At 69.0% G+C, this 19285-nt stretch carries 17 protein-coding genes; 11 read left to right on the top strand and 6 right to left on the bottom strand.

Translation table 11 applies throughout. The features are described from left to right. Positions 1-8 precede the first annotated feature (8 nt). On the top strand, positions 9-1010 hold the full coding sequence (locus O6P37_RS00785) for an HpcH/HpaI aldolase/citrate lyase family protein (protein ID WP_269892293.1): 1002 nt from the start codon (positions 9-11) through the stop codon (positions 1008-1010). Here the strand turns inward: O6P37_RS00785 and O6P37_RS00780 are convergent. Together O6P37_RS00780 and O6P37_RS00775 are read right to left on the bottom strand one after the other, a co-directional pair. Next, positions 985-1422: a DUF4190 domain-containing protein gene (locus O6P37_RS00780; protein ID WP_269892292.1), complete on the bottom strand. Its 438-nt coding sequence runs from the start codon at positions 1420-1422 to the stop codon at positions 985-987. The genes O6P37_RS00785 and O6P37_RS00780 overlap by 26 nt on opposite strands. Then, positions 1419-2195, bottom strand: a complete 777-nt coding sequence (locus O6P37_RS00775; RefSeq protein ID WP_269892291.1) for a DUF4190 domain-containing protein — start codon at positions 2193-2195, stop codon at positions 1419-1421. Before O6P37_RS00775 ends, O6P37_RS00780 begins: the two co-directional genes overlap by 4 nt. 131 nt (positions 2196-2326) lie before the next feature. Here O6P37_RS00775 and O6P37_RS00770 point away from each other — a divergent pair, with 131 nt between their 5' ends. The 6 genes from O6P37_RS00770 (at position 2327) to O6P37_RS00745 (ending at position 8119) form a co-directional block, all read left to right on the top strand. Next, positions 2327-2854, top strand: a complete 528-nt coding sequence (locus O6P37_RS00770) for a general stress protein (RefSeq protein ID WP_269892290.1) — start codon at positions 2327-2329, stop codon at positions 2852-2854. A 157-nt stretch (positions 2855-3011) separates the two neighbouring features. Beyond that, on the top strand, positions 3012-4430 hold the full coding sequence (locus O6P37_RS00765; RefSeq protein WP_408633085.1) for an ABC transporter substrate-binding protein: 1419 nt from the start codon (positions 3012-3014) through the stop codon (positions 4428-4430). Beyond that, positions 4427-5341, top strand: a complete 915-nt coding sequence (locus O6P37_RS00760; protein ID WP_269892289.1) for a carbohydrate ABC transporter permease — start codon at positions 4427-4429, stop codon at positions 5339-5341. Before O6P37_RS00765 ends, O6P37_RS00760 begins: the two co-directional genes overlap by 4 nt. Positions 5342-5354: 13 nt before the next feature. Then, on the top strand, positions 5355-6179 hold the full coding sequence (locus O6P37_RS00755) for a carbohydrate ABC transporter permease (protein WP_269893126.1): 825 nt from the start codon (positions 5355-5357) through the stop codon (positions 6177-6179). A 3-nt stretch (positions 6180-6182) separates the two neighbouring features. After that, the gene (locus O6P37_RS00750) at positions 6183-7517 is read left to right on the top strand and encodes an ABC transporter ATP-binding protein (protein WP_269892288.1); all 1335 of its coding nucleotides are present in this window, start codon (positions 6183-6185) and stop codon (positions 7515-7517) included. Further along, complete coding sequence (locus O6P37_RS00745) at positions 7514-8119, top strand: suppressor of fused domain protein (protein WP_269892287.1); 606 nt, start codon at positions 7514-7516, stop codon at positions 8117-8119. Before O6P37_RS00750 ends, O6P37_RS00745 begins: the two co-directional genes overlap by 4 nt. Here O6P37_RS00745 and corA read toward each other — a convergent pair. Next, positions 8116-9222 carry a magnesium/cobalt transporter CorA gene (gene corA, locus O6P37_RS00740; protein ID WP_269892286.1) on the bottom strand — a complete coding sequence of 369 codons (1107 nt, stop codon included), beginning with the start codon at positions 9220-9222 and terminating at the stop codon, positions 8116-8118. The two genes, O6P37_RS00745 and corA, sit on opposite strands and share 4 nt — an antisense overlap. A gap of 147 nt (positions 9223-9369) precedes the next feature. On the opposite strand from corA, the gene O6P37_RS00735 reads away from it, so the two are divergent. Together O6P37_RS00735 and O6P37_RS00730 are read left to right on the top strand one after the other, a co-directional pair. Beyond that, positions 9370-10572, top strand: coding sequence for an NAD(P)-dependent malic enzyme (locus tag O6P37_RS00735; RefSeq protein ID WP_269892285.1), 1203 nt, complete (start codon positions 9370-9372; stop codon positions 10570-10572). Positions 10573-10579: 7 nt separating this feature from the next. Beyond that, on the top strand, positions 10580-11407 hold the full coding sequence (locus O6P37_RS00730) for a glycine betaine ABC transporter substrate-binding protein (RefSeq protein ID WP_269892284.1): 828 nt from the start codon (positions 10580-10582) through the stop codon (positions 11405-11407). Between the two features lie 24 nt (positions 11408-11431). On the opposite strand, the gene O6P37_RS00725 is transcribed toward O6P37_RS00730, so the two are convergent. Further along, entirely contained in the window at positions 11432-12262 is an 831-nt protein-coding gene (locus tag O6P37_RS00725; RefSeq protein WP_264016258.1) for an SDR family NAD(P)-dependent oxidoreductase, read from the bottom strand. A 118-nt stretch (positions 12263-12380) separates the two neighbouring features. Between O6P37_RS00725 and O6P37_RS00720 the strand changes: the two genes are divergently transcribed. After that, positions 12381-12758, top strand: a complete 378-nt coding sequence (locus O6P37_RS00720) for a DUF732 domain-containing protein (protein WP_408633107.1) — start codon at positions 12381-12383, stop codon at positions 12756-12758. A gap of 80 nt (positions 12759-12838) precedes the next feature. Here O6P37_RS00720 and O6P37_RS00715 read toward each other — a convergent pair whose 3' ends face one another. Then, positions 12839-16687, bottom strand: coding sequence for a multifunctional oxoglutarate decarboxylase/oxoglutarate dehydrogenase thiamine pyrophosphate-binding subunit/dihydrolipoyllysine-residue succinyltransferase subunit (locus O6P37_RS00715; protein ID WP_269892282.1), 3849 nt, complete (start codon positions 16685-16687; stop codon positions 12839-12841). Positions 16688-16899: 212 nt separating this feature from the next. After that, positions 16900-17649, bottom strand: a complete 750-nt coding sequence (locus tag O6P37_RS00710; protein ID WP_269892281.1) for a hypothetical protein — start codon at positions 17647-17649, stop codon at positions 16900-16902. Between the two features lie 147 nt (positions 17650-17796). Between O6P37_RS00710 and O6P37_RS00705 the strand changes: the two genes are divergently transcribed. Beyond that, positions 17797-19083 (top strand): multidrug effflux MFS transporter, encoded by a 1287-nt coding sequence (locus O6P37_RS00705; protein WP_269892280.1) that lies wholly within the window; start codon positions 17797-17799, stop codon positions 19081-19083. Positions 19084-19285: the final 202 nt, after the last annotated feature.

Below are 19285 nucleotides of genomic sequence, written 5' to 3'. Positions count from 1 at the left end.
GTGGACCCGTGCACAACGCATATCGACCCCGCCGAACCTGCCTGTCCGTTCCCGGCAGCAGCGCCAAGATGATCGACAAAGCCAAGGGGCTGCCCGCCGACGAGGTGTTCCTCGACCTGGAGGACGCCGTGGCCGCGGACGCCAAAGCCGACGCCCGGCGGCAGGTGGCGGCCGCCCTGGCAGAGCCGGGATGGTCCGGTCAGCTGCGCGGTGTCCGCGTCAACGACTGGACCACGCCGTGGACCCATGCCGATGTGATCGAGGTGGTGACCGCTGTCGCCGAAGCCGGCGCGACGCTCGATCTCATCGTGCTGCCGAAGGTCACCGACGTGTCGCACGTCCACGCGCTCGACCTGCTGCTGACCCAACTGGAGACCTTGCACGGACTGGACATCGGCGGTATCGGCGTCGAGCCGCAGATCGAGAACGCCCAGGGATTGACGAACATCGACGCGATCGCCGCCGGGCCGCGGGTGCAGGCGCTCGTGCTCGGGCCCGCCGACATGATGGCGAGCCTCAACATGCGCACGCTGGTGGTCGGCGAGCAGCCCGAGGGTTACGACGTGGGCGACGCGTATCACCATGTGTTGATGCGCATCCTGATCGCCGCGCGCACGCAGGGGGTCGCGGCGATCGACGGCCCGTTCCTCAAGGTGCGCGACGTCGATGCGTTCCGCCGGGTGGCCGGCCGGTCGGCGGCGCTGGGCTATGACGGCAAGTGGGTGCTGCACCCCGATCAGATCGCGGCGGGCAACGAGATCTTCAGCCCGCGGCAGGCCGACTACGACCACGCCGAGCTGATCCTCGAGGCCTACGAGTGGCACACGTCGCGCGCCGGCGGGGCCCGCGGTGCGGTGATGCTCGGCGAGGAGATGCTCGACGAGGCGAGCCGGAAGATGGCGCTGGTGGTCGCCGCGAAGGGCCGTGCCGCCGGGATGGCCCGCACCGGCGCGCGGTTCGAGCCGCCCGCTCAGGCCGGAAGCGCTACGGCGCCCACTGCGGGCTCATGATCACCAGGCCCGCGACGACGATGACGTAGATCGCGTAGAACGCCAGAACCAGGGCGCCGAGGATGACCGCCGTCAGCGCAAGGCCGTGGCCGTCCTGGCCGGTGCGGCGGGTGTCGCGCATCGCGATGACGCCGAGGACCACTCCGACGATCGCCGGTGCGCCGCACAGCACCAGGCCCGCCGCCGACGCGATCACCGCGATGATCGCGTTGGTGTTCGTGCCCCGCGGAGCGCCGTACCCGCCGGGCGGGGGATACGCGCCGTAGCCCGGATAGCCGGGATAGCCCGAATAGCCGGGATGCGGCGGCTGGTGGTTGGGCGTGCCGGCCCACTGCGCGTCCGGTGGCGGCGGGGAGTTCTCCAGCGACGGGTACTCGACGCCGCGCGGATACGGTTGCGGGTCGCCGGTCACGCCGAACTCATCATCGCGCCCCAGACGATCAGACTCAGGAACAGCGTGACTCCGCCGACCGCGATGCCCGCGATGGCGAGCCCCTGGCCGCCCTCCTGGTTCTGCTTGGTCTGGTTCAGCGCGACGATGCCGAGCACGATGCCGATGATCGACCCGACGAAGCAGAGCAACCCGACTGCCGAGGCCACCAGGGAGCCGATGGCCAACCCGTTCGTCTTGCCCGCAGGGGCGCCGTAGCCGCCGTAGTAGTCGCCGCCGGGGTAGCCGGTCGGCGCGCCGTAGCCGGCGGGCGGCGGGTAGCCGGGCTGCGCCGGATACCCGGGCTGAGCCGGATAACCGGCGGGCGGCGGGTAGCCCCCCGGCGGGGCGTAGCCAGGCGGGGGATAACCCGCGGGCGGCGGATAGTCGCCAGGCCCACTGAAACCGGCACCGGGCGCGGAGTAGCCGCCGGCCCCGTACGGCGGTGGCGGGTAGCCGCCCTGACCCTGGTACGACGGATCGGGGTAGGAGGGCGGCGGGTAGGAGGAACCCGGATAGGCCGGCGGCGGCTGGTCCGGCGGCGAGAAGCCCGGCGGCGGATAGCTCGGGGGAGCGGCGTACGCCGGCGGCAGGTCGGTGGGCTCGGTCGAGGACGGCGCCACGTCGGCCTGCGGGGACTGCTCGATCGGTGGCGCCTCGTAACCGCTGGTCCCGGGCGCCTCGTAGCCGCTCGAAGCCGGCTCGGCGGACCCGGATGGTGACGTCTCGCCTGGGTTCCCGTCCGGATTGGTCATGGCATTCAACCTAGCGCAACACGACCTCCGTTCGTGATCATGTGCGCGGCGGGCACCAAGTCGGCCACCGGGGCGTTGAACCGTTGTGAGAAGGCTGCGATGGAGGCCTTCATAGAGGAGAATGACCACCGATGACGAGCCCATTTTCAGCCGGTCAGACACCCGGCGCGACGCCTGCCAATCCTTCGCCGGTGCGCGGCGGGCCGGCCGCGCTGCCCACCCCTCCGAAGGGCTGGCCGATCGGTTCGTACCCCACATACGCCGAGGCGCAGCGGGCCGTCGACTATCTGTCCGACCAGTCGTTCCCGGTGCAGCAGGTGACCATCGTCGGGGTCGACCTGATGCAGGTGGAGCGTGTCACCGGCCGGCTCAGCTGGCCGAAGGTTCTCGGCGGCGGGGTGCTCTCCGGCGCCTGGCTGGGCCTGTTCATCGGTCTGATCCTCGGCTTCTTCAGCCCCAGCCCCTGGAGCGCGCTGCTCACAGGTCTGATCGCCGGCGTGTTCTTCGGCCTGATCACCTCGGCCATCCCGTACGCGATGGCTCGCGGCACAAGGGATTTCAGTTCGACGATGCAGCTCGTGGCCGGACGCTACGACGTGCTGTGCGATCCGCAGGGCGCCGAGCGGGGTCGGGATTTGTTGGCCCGCTTGACCATCTGACGCCGGTCCCGGAGCCGCCCGCGAGGGGGCGCCGCAGGTCACGATTACCCGTCGATATCCCGGCACGCGCCGAAAGTGTTGCACATCACGCGCGACTCGCTCTACGGTTTGCGCGCGGGAGGTTCCCGCACCGGAGCCGCCTCGGCGGCGACATCGGATGTGGACGGGAGAGCCGGTGGTGCGCGCTCGGCGGCTATGTGCTGCAGCAGTCGCCGCGCTGTCGACGGCGTCGGTGGTGTCGGCGTGCGGATCGGACGGCGGCGGCAACGTCATCAATCTCTACACGTCGGCTAACGAGCTCGCGACATTCTCGGCGCTGGCCAAGCGGTGCGAGGCGCAGCTGGACAACGGCTTCTCGATCCGGCAGATCAGTTTGCCGAAGAGCGCTGACGAGCAGCGGCTGCAACTGGCCCGGCGGTTGACGGGCAACGACAAGACGCTCGACCTGATGGCCATGGACGTGGTCTGGACGCCCGAGTTCGCCGAGGCCGGCTGGATCGTCCCACTCGCCGATGATCCCGCCGGGCTGGCGGAGACCGATGCCACCACCGACACGCTGCCCGGCCCCCTCGAGACGGCGACGTGGGAGGACAAGCTGTACGCGTCGCCGGTCACCACGAACACTCAGGTGCTCTGGTATCGCGCCGATCTCATGCCCGAGCCACCGGCAACATGGGACGCGATGGTGGCCGAGGCGGGCCGGCTGAAGGCGGCCGGTCAGCCGAGCTGGATTGCCGTGCAGGGCAAGCAGTACGAAGGCCTGGTGGTGTGGTTCAACACGCTGTTGGAAAGCGCGGGCGGACAGGTTCTTTCCGAAGACGGCAAGACGGTCACGCTCACCGACACGCCGGAGCACCGAGCCGCGACCGTCAAGGCGTTGCAGACCATCAAGTCGGTTGCCACAGCACCGGGGGCCGATCCGTCGATCACCCAGACCGACGAGAGCACCGCCCGACTGGCCCTCGAGCAAGGCAAAGCCGCACTGGAGGTGAACTGGCCCTTCGTGCTTCCGTCGATGTTGGAGAACGCGGTCAAGGGCGGCGTCGGTTTCCTGCCGCTGAACAAGCGACCGGACCTGACGAGCGCCATCAACGACGAAGGGACGTTCTCGCCCAGCGACGAACAATTCCGCACCGCCTATGACGCCAGCCGCGAGGTGTTCGGGTTCGCGCCCTTCCCGAGGGTCGACCCGAGTATCCCCGCGAAGGTGACCCTCGGCGGGCTCAACCTCGCCGTCGCCAAGACCAGCCAGCACGAGGCCGAGGCGTTCGAAGTGGTCCGCTGCCTGCGCAACCCGGAGAACCAGCGTTACACCTCGGTCGAGGGCGGACTGCCCGCGGTCCGCGCCTCGCTGTACGACGACCCGGCGTTCCAGGCCCGCTACCCGCAGTACGAGATCATCCGTCAACAGCTCATCGACGCCGCGGTGCGACCGGCGAGCCCGCAGTACCAGGCGGTGTCCACCCGGATCTCGGTAACTTTGGCGCCGATCACCGAGATCGATCCGGAACGCACGGCCGACGAACTCGCCGAACAGGTCCAGAAGGCCATCGACGGGAAGGGGCTCATCCCGTGACGGCCGGAGTGGATTCCGTGGCGACAGCCGACACCGACGACACGAGGTCGGAGCGTCGACTCGCCTTCCTGCTGATCGCTCCCGCGGTGATTCTGATGCTCGCCGTGACCGCCTACCCGATCGGCTACGCGGTGTGGCTGAGCCTGCAGCGCTACAACCTCGCCACCCCCGACGACACCGAGTTCGTCGGCATCGACAACTACGTCACCGTGCTCACTGACGGCTACTGGTGGACGGCGCTGCTGGTGACCCTGGCGATCACCGTGGTGTCGGTGGCGATCGAGTTCGTACTCGGGATGGCGCTCGCCCTGGTCATGCACCGCACCATCTTCGGCAAGGGCGTGGTGCGCACGGCGGTCCTCGTCCCGTACGGCATCGTCACCGTCGCGGCGTCCTACAGCTGGTACTACGCATGGACGCCTGGCACCGGCTATCTGGCGAACCTGTTGCCGGAGGGCAGCGCGCCGCTGACCGAACAACTGCCCTCACTGGCGATCGTGGTGCTCGCCGAGGTGTGGAAGACCACGCCGTTCATGGCCCTGCTGCTGCTGGCCGGGTTGGCGCTGGTGCCTCAGGATCTGCTCAACGCCGCGCAGATGGACGGTGCGGGCGCCTGGAAGCGGTTGCTCAAAGTGATTCTGCCGCTGATCAAACCGGCGATCCTGGTGGCCCTGCTGTTCCGCACGCTCGATGCGTTCCGGATCTTCGACAACATCTACGTGCTGACCCAGGGCGCCAACAACACCGGTTCGGTGTCGATCCTCGGCTACGACAATCTGTTCAAGGCATTCAACATCGGGCTCGGTTCGGCGATCAGTGTGCTGATCTTCCTGTGCGTCGCGCTGATCGCGTTCATCTACATCAAGCTCTTCGGGGCGTCCGCGCCCGGATCCGACGAGGAGAGGCGCTGACGTGGCCGAGCGGGTGGGTGCCGGACGGGGCGCCGGGTGGGCTGTCGCGAACGTCCTCGTGGTGATCTACGCCCTGGTGCCGGTGTTGTGGATCTTGAGCCTGTCATTGAAGCCGACATCGACCGTCAAGGACGGCAAACTGATCCCGTCTGAGGTCACCTTCGAGAACTACAAGGGCATCTTCTCCGGCGACGCGTTCTCCTCGGCACTGATCAACTCGATCGGCATCGGCCTGATCACCACGGCCATCGCGGTGCTCGTCGGAGGCATGGCGGCCTATGCCGTGGCGCGCCTGGTGTTCCCGGGCAAGAAGCTGCTCGTCGGCGTCGCGCTGCTGATCGCGATGTTCCCTCAGATCTCGCTGGTGACCCCGCTGTTCAACATCGAACGCCGCATCGGCTTGTTCGACACCTGGCCCGGACTGATCATCCCCTACATCACCTTCGCGCTGCCGCTGGCGATCTACACGCTGTCGGCGTTCTTCCGGGAGATCCCCTGGGACCTGGAGAAGGCGGCGAAGATGGACGGCGCCACCCCCGCGCAGGCGTTCCGCAAGGTGATCGCGCCCCTGGCGGCGCCGGGCATCGTCACCGCCGCGATACTGGTGTTCATCTTCGCCTGGAACGACCTGCTGCTCGCGTTGTCGCTGACCGCCACCCAGCGGGCGATCACCGCGCCGGTGGCCATCGCCAACTTCACCGGCAGCTCGCAGTTCGAGGAGCCCACCGGGTCGATCGCGGCGGGGGCGATGGTGATCACCATCCCGATCATTATCTTTGTTCTCATCTTCCAGCGGCGGATCGTCGCTGGGCTGACGTCCGGTGCGGTGAAGGGGTAGTCGATGGCCGAAATAGTGTTGGACGGGGTGACGAAGAGTTACCCGAACGGCGCGACGGCGGTCAAGGACCTGTCGATCTCCATCGCCGACGGCGAGTTCATCATCCTGGTCGGTCCCTCCGGGTGCGGGAAGTCCACCACGCTCAACATGATCGCCGGGCTGGAGGACATCTCGTCGGGTGAGCTGCGTATCGGCGGCGAGCGGGTCAACGAGAAGGCGCCCAAGGACCGCGACATCGCGATGGTGTTCCAGTCCTATGCGCTGTACCCGCACATGACGGTGCGGCAGAACATCGCCTTCCCGCTGACATTGGCGAAGGTCAAGAAGGACGAGATCGCCTCGAAGGTCGACGAGACCGCGAAGATCCTCGACCTCACCGAGCTGCTGGACCGCAAGCCGGGTCAGCTGTCGGGCGGGCAACGCCAGCGGGTGGCGATGGGCCGCGCGATCGTGCGCGACCCCAAGGCATTCCTGATGGACGAGCCGCTGAGTAACCTCGACGCCAAACTGCGGGTGCAGATGCGCTCGGAGATCTCGCGGCTGCAGCACCGGCTGGGCACCACCACGGTCTACGTCACCCACGACCAGACGGAGGCGATGACCCTCGGTGACCGGGTGGTGGTGATGCTGGCAGGGGTGGCCCAGCAGATCGGCACCCCCGAGGAGCTCTACAACAGGCCCGCCAACCTGTTCGTCGCGGGCTTCATCGGCTCGCCGGCGATGAACTTCTTCCCGGCGACGCTGACCGACGTCGGGGTGCGGTTGCCGTTCGGCGATATCACCCTGACCCAGCACGTGCACGACATGCTCGCCCGCCACCGCAAGCCTGCCAACATCATCGTGGGTATCCGCCCCGAACACATCGAGGACGCCGCCCTGATGGACGGCTACGCCCGCATCCGCGCGCTGACGTTCGACGTCGAGGCCGACATCGTCGAATCGCTGGGCGCCGACAAGTACGTGCACTTCAGGCTCGAGGGCGAAGGCGCCCGGTCGGCGCAGCTGCAGGAGCTGGCCGCCGAGTCCGGTGCGGGCGAGAACGAGTTCGTGGCAAGGGTTTCCACGGAGTCGAAGGTTGCGGCGGGCCAGACGCTGCAGCTGGCCTTCGATACCTCGAAGCTGGTCATCTTCGACGCGGACACCGGTGCCAACCTCACCATCCCGCCTGCGGGGGAGAGCGCCGAACCGGCGGCTGCCGCCGAGAAGCCTGCCACCGAGAAGCCTGCGGCCGAGAAGCCTGCCGAAGCGCCCGCCTCGGACGCGACTACCGACGAGGCGCCCACCGACGCCGCAAAGAAGTCCGACGCCGACCAGCCGACCAAACCGCCTGCCGAGTGACCGACGTCCTGGCCGAGGTGCGCGCCCGGCTGGGTGAGCACTTCGCCCGGGCCGGGATCGTCGCGGACCCCGCCGCCGCCAGCATCACCTTCCTCGGCACCGAACGCATCGACGTCCTGCGCTTCGGGCCGGATGGCCGGCCGGGTATGGAAGGCGTCAATCATTTCGTCTCTCTTGGCTGTTCGCGGCACCCGATGTTCGATCCGACCGAGCTGGTGACCGACGCCATCCACGGCCCGCGCGCCGAGGTGACCGTCGCACTGCGCGGCGCCACCCCGAAGGGCCTGGCCCGTTCGGTGGCGGTGCTGGCCGCCGCACCCGCTGTCGAGGGGCTGGTGCTCGAGCCGGGCGCACTCGTCGACCTCGGCGAACCGTTGTTCGACCGGGCCCCGTTCACCGCGTTCCTGTTGAGCGACAGCGAGATCGGTGAGATCGCGCTGCCGGGGCCGATCGCCCCGGTCACCGTGCTGACCGCGACGCCGATCACTCCCACCGAAGCGGCGTGGGTGCGTCTGAAGGGCGCCGACGCGATGCGGGAGGCCTGGACGGCCGACGGAGTGGATGTGCTCGATCCGGACAGGCCTGCGGCGCGGCCCAATTAGAGCCAGTGGTTGCGGCGGAACGTCCGGTACAGCAGGAAGCACACCGTGAACATCACCAGGAGCACCGCGGGATACCCGTAGGTCCACCGCAGTTCCGGCATGTTGTCGAAGTTCATCCCGTAGATGCCCGCCATCGCGGTCGGCACCGCGGCGATCGCGACGTACGCCGAGATCTTGCGCATGTCGGTGTTCTGCTGCATCGAGATCTTGCCGACGGCCGCCTGCACCAGCGAGCTGAGCACCTCGTCGTAGCTGGCGATCCGGTCGGCGGCCTGGGTGTTGTGGTCGAGCACGTCGCGCATGTAGCGCCGGACCTCCTTGGAGATGAGGTCGTTGTGATCGGCGCCGATGCGCTGCAACGCCAGGGTGAGCGGGGTGACCGCCCGGCGCATCTCGACCACTTCGCGCTTGAGCAGGTAGATGTGCTCGATGTCGGTGGTGCTGGCGGGGGAGAAGATGTTCTCCTCCATCGCGTCGATGTCGGTCTCCACGAGATCGGTGACGTCGAGGTAGCCGTCGACCACGTGGTCGGCGATCGCGTGCATCACCGCGTAGGGACCCAGCGCGCAGTTGGTGGGGTTGGCGTCCATCCGCTTGCGGACCCCGGCCAGCCCGCTGAAGTCGCCGTGGCGGACCGTCACCACGAAGTCCGCGCCGACGAACACCATGATCTCGCCGGTCTCGACGATCTCCCGGGCGTTGTCGATCGACGAGTGCTCGACGTAGTTGATGGTCTTCAGCACCAGGAACAGGGTGTCGTCGTAGCGCTCCAGCTTCGGTCGCTGGTGGGCGTGCACCGCGTCCTCGACGGCCAGTTCGTGCAGGCCGAAAACCTCGGCGACGGCCTGCATCTGGTGCTCGTCGGGCTCGTGCAGCCCGATCCACACGAACGCCGGACGGCCGTCGGCCTCGAGCTCGCGCACCCGGGCGAGTGCCGCGGCGTGGGTGAACTTGCCCGGCAGCCGCCTGCCCTCGCAGTACACGCCGCAGTCCACCATCGCCCGCGCGACGGGGACGTGGATGCTTGACGCGTCGGGACCCATCGACCTGTTGCGGGTGGAGGTCCGGACCATTGACGGCGGCAGGGCGCGGAACGACGGCATGGGCCCTCCTCCTGCGGCGCGATCGAAACCCCTGTTCGGGCCGTACAGATGCTACGCGCCGAATCTGGGGGCCACCTGCGCGCCGCGGGGTACTCACGCGGGGGGAATGGGGCACTGTGAGAATTCGCGGTCCGATACCCTTGCGCAGTGTCGGAAAGTACCGTGACCTCCTCGCCCGAGAGCGAGTCGCAGGCGCGCACCCCCCAGGTCGTCATCGATGACGCCGAGATCTTCGCGGCGCACGAAGGCGGGAAACTCTCGGTCGGCATGAATTCGCCGCTGGACACCCAGCGCGCGTTGTCGATCGCCTACACCCCAGGGGTGGCTCAGGTGAGCCGGGCGATCGCCGCCGACCACACCCTGGCCGCGAAGTACACCTGGGCCAGCCGGCTGGTCGCCGTCGTCAGCGACGGCAGCGCGGTGCTCGGCCTCGGCGACATCGGCCCCGCCGCGTCGCTTCCGGTGATGGAGGGCAAGAGCGCGCTGTTCAAGACGTTCGGCGGGCTGGACTCGATCCCGATCGTGCTCGACACCAAGGATCCCGACGAGATCGTCGAGACCCTGATCCGGCTGCGCCCGACATTCGGTGCGGTCAACCTCGAGGACATCTCCGCCCCGCGCTGCTTCGAGATCGAGCGCCGGGTGATCGAGGCGCTGGACTGCCCGGTGATGCACGACGACCAGCACGGCACCGCCATCGTCGTGCTGGGTGCGCTCTTCGGTGCCGTCGAGGTGCTCGGCCGCGATATGCACGCCCTCAAGGTGGTCATCTCCGGCGCCGGCGCCGCGGGGGTGGCCTGCGCGAACATCCTGATCGCCGCGGGCATCCGCGACATCGTCGTGCTGGACTCCAAGGGCATCGTGCACAGCGGGCGCGAGGACCTCAACACGTTCAAGGCCGAACTCGCCGCGAGCACCAATCCGCGGAACCTGACCGGCGGCATCGCCGAGGCCGTCAACGGGGCCGACATGTTCCTCGGCCTGTCCGCGGGCGTGGTGCCCGAGGAGATCATCGCCACGATGGCGCCCAAGGGCATCGTGTTCGCCCTGTCGAATCCGGATCCGGAGATCCACCCCGACGCCGCCCGCAAGCACGCGGCGGTGGTGGCCACCGGACGCAGCGACTTCCCGAACCAGATCAACAACGTGCTGGCATTCCCCGGGGTGTTCCGCGGTGCGCTCGACGCCGGCGCCCGCCGCATCACCGAGAAGATGAAGGTCGCCGCGGCCGAGGCCATCTTCTCCGTGGTCGGCGACGACCTTGCCGTCGACCACATCGTCCCGAGCGCGCTCGACCCCCGGGTCGGACCCGCGGTGGCCGAAGCGGTGGCCGCGGCGTCGCAGGTCTGAGCCGACGATGCGCCGGCTGGCGTTGGCGCTCGTCGCACTCGTGCTCAGCGGCTGCGGCGGTCCGCCCGCCCCGCCGCTGGTCACCATCGGCGCCCACACCGACACCGAGTCGGTGGTGATCGCACACCTGTATGCGGCAGCGCTGCGCAACTACGGCACGGCCACCGTGGTGCTGCCGTCGGACGACCCACTGACCGCGCTCGACGCCGGCGAGGTTCGGGTGGTGCCCGGACTGACCGGCCGGCTGCTGCAGCGCTTCGAGCCCGGCGCCACCGCCCGGGCGGGCGAGCAGGTGTACCGCGAGCTGCTGGCGGCGCTGCCCGAGGGAGTGGCCGCCGGCGACTACGCGATGTCGGCGCAGGACCGGCCGGCGCTCGCCGTCACCGAAGCCACCGCCGAGGCGCGCGGCGAACGGCTGTCGGCGTTGACCGGCCGCTGCGCCGAGGTCCGCCCGGGGAAGGTGGCCGGGGTCCAGACACCGTCGGTCGTCGGCACCTGCCGGCTGCCCGCGCCCCGCGAATTCCCCGACGAGTCCGCACTGTGGGCCGCGCTGCGGGGCGGCCGGGTGAACGCCGCGTGGACCACCACCGCCGCGCCCGCGATCCCGGACGACGTCGTGGTGCTGGCGGACCGCTCGGCGCTGATCCGTGCCGAGAACGTGGTGCCCCTGTACCGGCGCAACGAACTCGACGAGTCACAGGTGCTGGCGCTCAACGAGGTCGCCGGAGTGCTCGACACCGCGGCGATCGCGGAGATGCAGCAGGCGGTGGACGACGGAGCCGACCCGGCGCGGGTGGCCGACGACTGGCTGTCCGCCCACCCGCTGCGCGACTGAGATCCTGCGCGAGCCGGGCGTGCGTTACTTCGGCGGTGGCATCATCCGCGACGTGAACGCCGCGAACAGCCGCTGATAGTGCGGCCCGGTGATGCGCACGAGTGCGTCGAGCACCTTGGCGTCGTTGCCGATGAGGACGCGGGCCTTGTTCTTGCGCACGCCGTCGAGGATGACCACGGCGGCACGGCGCGGCGACATGGACGCCAGCTTCTTGTCGAACACGTTGGCCAGCTGCTCGGCGTCGAGCCCTTCGGCCGCGGTGGCGTTGCGCGCGATCGCGGTCTTGATGCCGCCGGGGTGCACGGTCGTCACCTTCACCGGATGCTGGGCCAGGATCATCTCCTGCCGCAGCGCCTCGGTGAATCCCCGCACGGCGAACTTGGCCGCGTTGTAGGCGGCCTGGCCGGGCACGGAGAACAGCCCGAACACGCTCGACACGTTGATCACGTGGCCGTCGCCGGACTCGATGAGGTGTGGAAGGAACGCCTTGGTGCCGTTGACGACGCCCCAGAAATCGACGTCCATCACCCGCTCGATGTCCTTGTACTGGCTGATCTCGACGTCGCCGGTGAACGCGATCCCGGCGTTGTTGTAGATCTGGTTGACCTTGCCGAAGTGATTCTTGACCTCGTCGGCGTAGAGGTGGAACGCCTCGCGCTCGGTGACGTTCAGGCGGTCGGCCTTCACCGGCGCCCCGATGGCCTTCAGCCGCTCCTCGGTGGCCGCCAGTCCCTCGGTGTCGACGTCGCTGATCGCCAGCTTGGCGCCAGAGCGGGCCAGTTCGATGGCCAGCGCCTGGCCGATGCCCGATCCAGCTCCGGTCACCACGGCGACCTTCCCGGCGAAGCCGTCCATGTGTGCACTCCTCTTGTCGTTGCCTCGGGACGAGGTTAGTCGGTACCCGCGGTACCACCGCCGCGGGGGCGATCCGTAACGGCGCCGCCGCCGACGGCGATGCCAAGTCATGCAGCGAATCAAGCGCAACCACCGCGTGGCGGCCGCCGCGCTCGCCGTGACCGCGGGCCTGTTCGGCGGCGCCCTGTCGGTCGGGGCGGCGCCGGCGCAGGCCGACCCGGCCACCGATGCGTTCCTCGACAGCCTCGGCGGTCCTGGGCTCTCGGGCATCGACCCGGCGACCGCGACGCAAGTCGGTCAGCAGATCTGCCCGATGCTCGTCGATCCCGGTCAGAACGCGGCCAATGTCGCCGGCGAGGTCTCCGACGCGCTCGGCCGTCCGCTGGGCCCGGCCACCATGTTCACCGGCCTGGCCATCTCGGCGTTCTGCCCCGGTGCGATGGCGTCGCTGGCCAACGGCCAGACGCCGTTCCCGATGCCGATGCTGGGCTTCTGAGGGCCGGCAGGTCCCGAACGAGAAGTCAGGGTCGTGATCCGCGGAGGATCACGACCCTGACTGCTGTCTGGTGAACGGGGTTACGGGGCGAAGGCCTCGTCGAGGATCTCCTGCTGCTCGACGGCGTGCACCTTCGACGATCCCGATGACGGCGCCGACATCGCCCTCCGCGACACCCGCTTGATGCCGGTGAAGTAGTCCGGCAGCAGCTCGGGCAGGATCAGGCCGAACGACGGCCACGCGCCCTGGTTGGCCGGCTCCTCCTGCACCCAGAACTTCTCCTCGACGTTCGGGTACATGTCGAGCGTCTCGGCCAGTCGCCGCCGCGGCAGCGGCGCCAGCTGCTCGACGCGCACGATCGCGATGTCGTCGCGCTTCTCCTTGGCCTTGCGGGCCGCCAGCTCGTAATAGATCTTGCCGCTGGTCAGCAGCACCCGCTTGACCTTCGACCGGTCGCCGTCGCCGTCGGTGTACGTCGGCTCCTCCATCACCGAGCGGAACTTGCCCTCGGTGAACTCGCGCAGATCGCTGACCGCGGCCTTGTTGCGCAGCATCGACTTCGGCGTGAAGACGATCAGCGGCCGCTGGATGCCGTCCATGCCGTGCCTGCGCAGCAGGTGGAAGTAGCTCGCCGGGGTCGACGGCACGGCGATGGTCATCGAACCCTCGGCCCACAGCTGCAGGAACCGCTCGATGCGGCCCGACGTGTGGTCAGGACCCTGCCCCTCGTGGCCGTGCGGCAGCAGCAGCACCACGTCGGAGAGCTGACCCCACTTGGCCTCGCCGGAGCTGATGAACTCGTCGATGATGGACTGCGCGCCGTTGACGAAGTCGCCGAACTGCGCCTCCCACAGCACCATCGCGTCGGGGTTGCCGACCGAGTAGCCGTACTCGAAGCCGACCGCCGCGAACTCCGACAGCGCCGAGTCGTACACCAGGAACTTGCCGCCGGTGGGCGTGCCGTCCGGGTTGGTCGCCAGCATCTGCAGCGGCGTGTACTCCTGGCCGGTCTTGCGGTCGATGATCACCGAGTGGCGCTGGGTGAACGTGCCGCGCCGGGTGTCCTGACCGGACAGCCGCACCAGCTTGCCCTCGGCGATCATCGAGCCGAGCGCGAGCAGTTCGGCGAAGGCCCAGTCGACCTTGCCCTCGTAGGCCATTTCGCGGCGCTTCTCCAACACCGGCTTGACCCGTGGGTGCACGGTGAAGCCGTCGGGGACGTTGAGGAACGCGTCGCCGATGCGGGCCAGCTCCGCCTTGTCGACCGCGGTCGACAGCTTCGCGGGCAGCACCTGGTCGGCCTCGACGGACTCACTGGGCGCGATGTCGTGCTTCTCGAGTTCACGGACCTCGTTGAACACCCGCTCGAGCTGGCCCTGGTAGTCGCGCAGGGCGTCCTCGGCCTCTTTCATCGAGATGTCGCCGCGGCCGATCAGCGCTTCGGTGTAGGTCTTGCGGACCCCGCGCTTGGTGTCGATCACGTCGTACATGCCGGGCTGCGTCATCGACGGGTCGTCGCCCTCGTTGTGCCCGCGGCGGCGGTAGCACAGCATGTCGATGACGACGTCCTTCTTGAACTTCTGCCGGAAGTCGACGGCGAGCTTGGCCACCCACGCGGCGGCCTCGGGATCGTCACCGTTGACGTGGAAGATCGGCGCGCCGATCATCTTCGCCACGTCGGTGCAGTACTCCGACGACTTCGAGTCGTGCGGCGAGGTGGTGAATCCGATCTGGTTGTTGACGATGATGTGGATTGTCCCGCCGGTGCGGTAGCCGCGCAGCAGCGCCAGGTTCAGCGTCTCGGCGACCACGCCCTGGCCGGCGAACGCCGCGTCGCCGTGCAGCATCATCGGCACGACGGTGAACGCGTCGTCGCCGTCAACCTTGTCGAGCAGGTCCTGCTTGGCGCGCACCAGACCCTCGAGCACCGGGTCGACGGCCTCCAGGTGCGACGGGTTGGCCGTCAGCGACACCGCGATGTCGTTGTCGCCGAACATTTGCAGGTAGATCCCGGTCGAGCCGAGGTGGTACTTGACGTCGCCGGAGCCGTGCGCCTGCGACGGGTTCAAATTGCCCTCGAACTCGCTGAAGATCTGCGAGTAGGGCTTGCCGACGATGTTGGCAAGCACGTTGAGCCGGCCGCGGTGCGGCATGCCGATGACGACCTCGTCGAGGCCGTGCTCGGCGCACTGGTCGATGGCGGCGTCCATCATCGGGATGACGGTCTCGGCGCCTTCCAGCGAGAACCGCTTCTGCCCGACGTACTTGGTCTGCAGGAACGTCTCGAAGGCCTCGGCCGCGTTGAGCTTGCTCAGGATGTACTTCTGCTCGGCGACGGTCGGCTTCTCGTGCTTGACCTCGACGCGCTCCTGGATCCAGGTCTGCTGCTCGGGCTCGAGGATGTGGGTGTACTCGACGCCGACGTGGCGGCAGTAGGAGTCGCGCAGCAGGCCGAGCACGTCGCGCAGCTTCTTGCGCTCGGCGCCGGCGAAGCCGCCGACCTTGAACTCGCGGTCGAGATCCCACAGCGTCAGGCCGTGGCTGTTGACGTCGAGGTCCGGATGGCTGCGGAACCGGTTCTTGTCCAGCCGCAGCGGGTCGATGTCGGCCATCAGGTGACCGCGGTTGCGGTACGCCGCGATCAGCTCGATCACCCGGGCGTTCTTGTCCTCGATCGGGTCGGGGTTGTCGATGCGCCAGCGCACCGGCTCGTACGGGATGCCGAGCTCGCGGAAGATCTCGTCGAAGAACTCGTCGGACAGCAGCAGCTGGTGCGCCGTGCGCAGGAAGTCGCCGGACTCCGCGCCCTGGATGATGCGGTGGTCGTAGGTGGACGTCAGCGTGATGAGCTTGCCGACGCCCATGTCGTTGATGCGTTCCTCGCTGGCGCCCTGGAACTCCGCCGGGTACTCCATCGCGCCGACGCCGATGATGGCGCCCTGGTTGCGCATCAGCCGCGGCACCGAGTGCACGGTGCCGATGGTGCCGGGGTTGGTCAGTGAGATCGTGACGCCGGAGAAGTCCTCGGCGGTCAGCTTGCCGTCGCGGGCGCGCCGCACGATGTCCTCGTAGGCGGCGATGAACTGGCCGAACGCCAGCGACTCGGACTTCTTGATCGCCGCGACCACGAGCTGCCGGTTGCCGTCCCTGCCGGGCAGGTCGATCGCCAGACCGAGGTTGGTGTGGGCGGGCGTGACGGCGTTGGGCTTGCCGTCGACCTCGGCGAAGTGCCGGTTCATGCTCGGGAACTTGTTGACGGCCTGCACGATCGCGTACCCGATCAGGTGGGTGAACGAGATCTTGCCGCCGCGGGTGCGCTTGAGGTGATTGTTGATGACGACGCGGTTGTCGATCATCAGCTTCGCCGGGATGGCCCGCACGCTGGTCGCGGTGGGCACCTCGAGCGAGGCGGACATGTTCTTGGCCACGGCCGCCGCGGCGCCGCGCAGCACCTGGTTCTCGTCGTCACCACCGGAGGCGGCAGCCTTCGGCTTGGCGTCCGGCGCCTTTTCGTTCTTCTCAGCGGGCTTGTCGCTCTTGTCGTTCTTCGCGGCAGGCTTCTGCGGCGCCTTCTCGTTCTTCTCGGCAGGCTTGTCGGCGGACTTCTCGGCGGGCTTGGCCGACGCGGGCTTGTCGTTCTTCGCCGGCGCCGACTCGGACTTCGCGGTGCCGTTGGCGGCCGACTTGTCGGCGGACTTGGCCTGCGGCGGCGGCGCGGGTGCGGGTTCGGGCGGCGACTTGGGCGCAGATCCGCGGGCCGGTTGGCCGTTACCGCCCTTGGCCGCCGACGCCCCGGTCGGCTCCGGGTTGTAGTCGACCAGGAATTCGTGCCAACTGGGGTCGACCGACGAGGGGTCCTCGCGGAACTTGCGGTACATCTCCTCGACCAACCACTCGTTCTGTCCGAATGGTGAAGGTGAACTGCTCACGGCAGCTACTCGCCTCGATTCCGTCGCCTCGGGCAAGCATTGGCAAGGTGCTCGCCGCTTTCGTGTCCTGGTTTAGCGTCCTCGTGTTCACGGCCTACGTCGCGATTACCCGCTCGTCCGCCGCCTAAAGGCTAGCGCTCTGGCATCGGCCGGACCACGTCGATGCACTTATGGTCTTAGTGGTCTTGCGGGGTGCATCGATCGACGCCGTTTCAGGGCTGCGCGGGCGGCAGCACGTGCAGCGTCGAGGGCCACCTCGGCGGCGGCGGACCGAACGCGTTGCGGGCGTTGTCGACGATCTTGCGGCCCATCAGGCGGTTGCCGACGCCGCCGACCACCGCGCCGATTCCGACCGGCAGCACCTTGCCGAACGCCAGGGCTCCCCGCTTGATCGTGTAGCGCTTGACGAAGTACTTGAGCAGCCGCGAGTTGAGTTGCGTCACCGCGGGCAGCGGCAGCGTCGCCGCGCCGTCGCTGATCCATCCGCCGCTGGTACGACCCCGTCCGATCAGGTCGGCGAGGGCGTGCTTGCTGTCCTCACCGACAAGCACCGACAGCACCAGCGCGCGGCGGCGCTCGCGGTGCTCGGCGGGGATGCCGTGCACCTCGGCGACGGCGAGCACGAACACCGACGTCGCCTCGAGGAACAGCACGGTCTCACCGGCCACCGCCGACATCGCGGCGAGCGTGCCGATGCCGGGGAACGCCGCGGCGGACCCGACGGCCGCGCCGCTGGCCATCACCGCGCCCACGTAGTGCTTCTCCAGCGACGTGATGATCTCGGCCGGGCCGGCGTTCGGACGCGCACGGCGCAACCGGTCGACGTAGGCGCGCACCGCTGGCGCCTGCACGCGGGTACTGCCCTCGATGATCTGGGACAGCACACGCGCGGCGGTGCCGGGACTCTCGGCCGAACCGTCCGTGGTCGCGGGCAGCTTGGTCTTGCGGGACCGAGCGCTCATTCCGGGCCTCCCCGTGTGCGAACCGTGCGTGAGCCGTGGCTGTCCAGGCTATCGGGTCGACAACGAACGGCGGCGGCCGCGGGTGCCCGGCGGTGATCGCGGTCACGGCCGGGAAGAAAATATTGATATGCGGTGCTAACCAATTGCATGGCATCATCCCCACGCGTGAGCCCGCCTGTGCCAGCAACCCGCACCCCGCAGCGCGACTCCACGCCGCCGCGACGGGTGAAGATGATCCTCGTCCTCGGCGCCCTGGTGGCGCTCGGTCCGCTCACCATCGACATGTACCTGCCCGCACTGCCCGGCATCGGCGACGAATTCGGCGTGTCGTCGTCGGTCGCCCAGCTGACCTTGACCGGCACGCTCGCCGGACTGGCGCTGGGACAGCTGATCGTCGGACCGCTGTCGGACTCGCTGGGACGCCGGCGCCCGCTGATGGCCGGCATCGTCCTGCACATGGTGGCGTCGATGCTGTGCGTGCTGGCGCCGAACATCGCGATCCTCGGCGTGGCCCGCGGACTGCAGGGCATGGGTGCCGCCGCCGCCGCGGTGGTCGCGATCGCCGTCGTGGGTGACCTGTTCTCCGGGTCCGCGGCCGCCACCGTGATGTCGCGGCTGATGCTGGTGCTCGGCGTGGCGCCGGTGCTGGCGCCATCCCTGGGCGCCGCGGTGCTCCTGCACGCCTCCTGGCACTGGGTGTTCCTCGCGCTGGTCCTGCTGGCCGGATTGCTGCTGCTGCTCGCCGTGCTGGCGCTGCCCGAGACGCTGCCGGTCGCCCACCGGCGGCCGCTGCGGGTGCGCGGCATCGCCGCCACCTACGCGGGCCTGCTGCGCGACGCGCGGTTCGTCATCCTGGTCCTCGTCGCGGCGCTGGGCATGTCCGGTCTGTTCGCCTACATCGCGGCCGCTCCCTTCGTGCTGCAGGGCCGCTACGGCGTGGATCAGCAGACCTTCGCGCTGCTGTTCGCCGCGGGCGCGGTGGCGCTGATCGGCTCGACGCAGCTCAACGTGGTGCTGCTGCGCCGGTTCACCCCACAGGCCATCGTCGTGTGGGCGCTGTCCTGGGCGTCGCTGGCCGGCGCGGTATTCGTCGGGATCACCGTCGCCGAGGTCGGCGGCCTGTACGGCTTCCTGGTGCCGGTGTGGGTGATCCTGGCCGCCATGGGGCTGGTGATCCCGAACGCGCCCGCCGTGGCGCTGTCGCGGCACTCCGAGGCTGCGGGCACCGCCGCCGCGTTGCTGGGCGCCGCACAGTTCGGGCTCGGCGCCGCAGTCGCACCGCTGGTCGGCGTGCTCGGCAACGGCGAGTTCGCGCTGGCGGTGGTGATGACGGCGGGCATGGTGATCGCTCTGTTGGCGCTGCTCGCGGTGGGTGCACCGGCGTCCGACGACGAAGCCGACGCCGAGCGTGAGGCGGTCGCCGAAGCCGTGTGACCGGCGGCGCGGCGCCGACCCGGACTTGTCGTGCCTGCAGCGGGTACGTAGCGTCGGTGGATCGTTGGTTAGCGAGTCGACGCCATATGTTCTCTTCACCTGCTGCCCGGAGGCCGGGACGTGACGGTGCGGCCAAGCCGCGACCGGGCGATGCCGTGACCGCAGGCGACCCGGCGGCCAACCCGTGGCATGCCCTGTGGGC

The organism is Mycobacterium hippophais (assembly GCF_027529605.1).
Classification (GTDB): domain Bacteria; phylum Actinomycetota; class Actinomycetes; order Mycobacteriales; family Mycobacteriaceae; genus Mycobacterium; species Mycobacterium arseniciresistens.
Note: the sequence above shows the minus strand (reverse complement) of the source record. Positions and strands in the feature narration are given on the sequence as shown.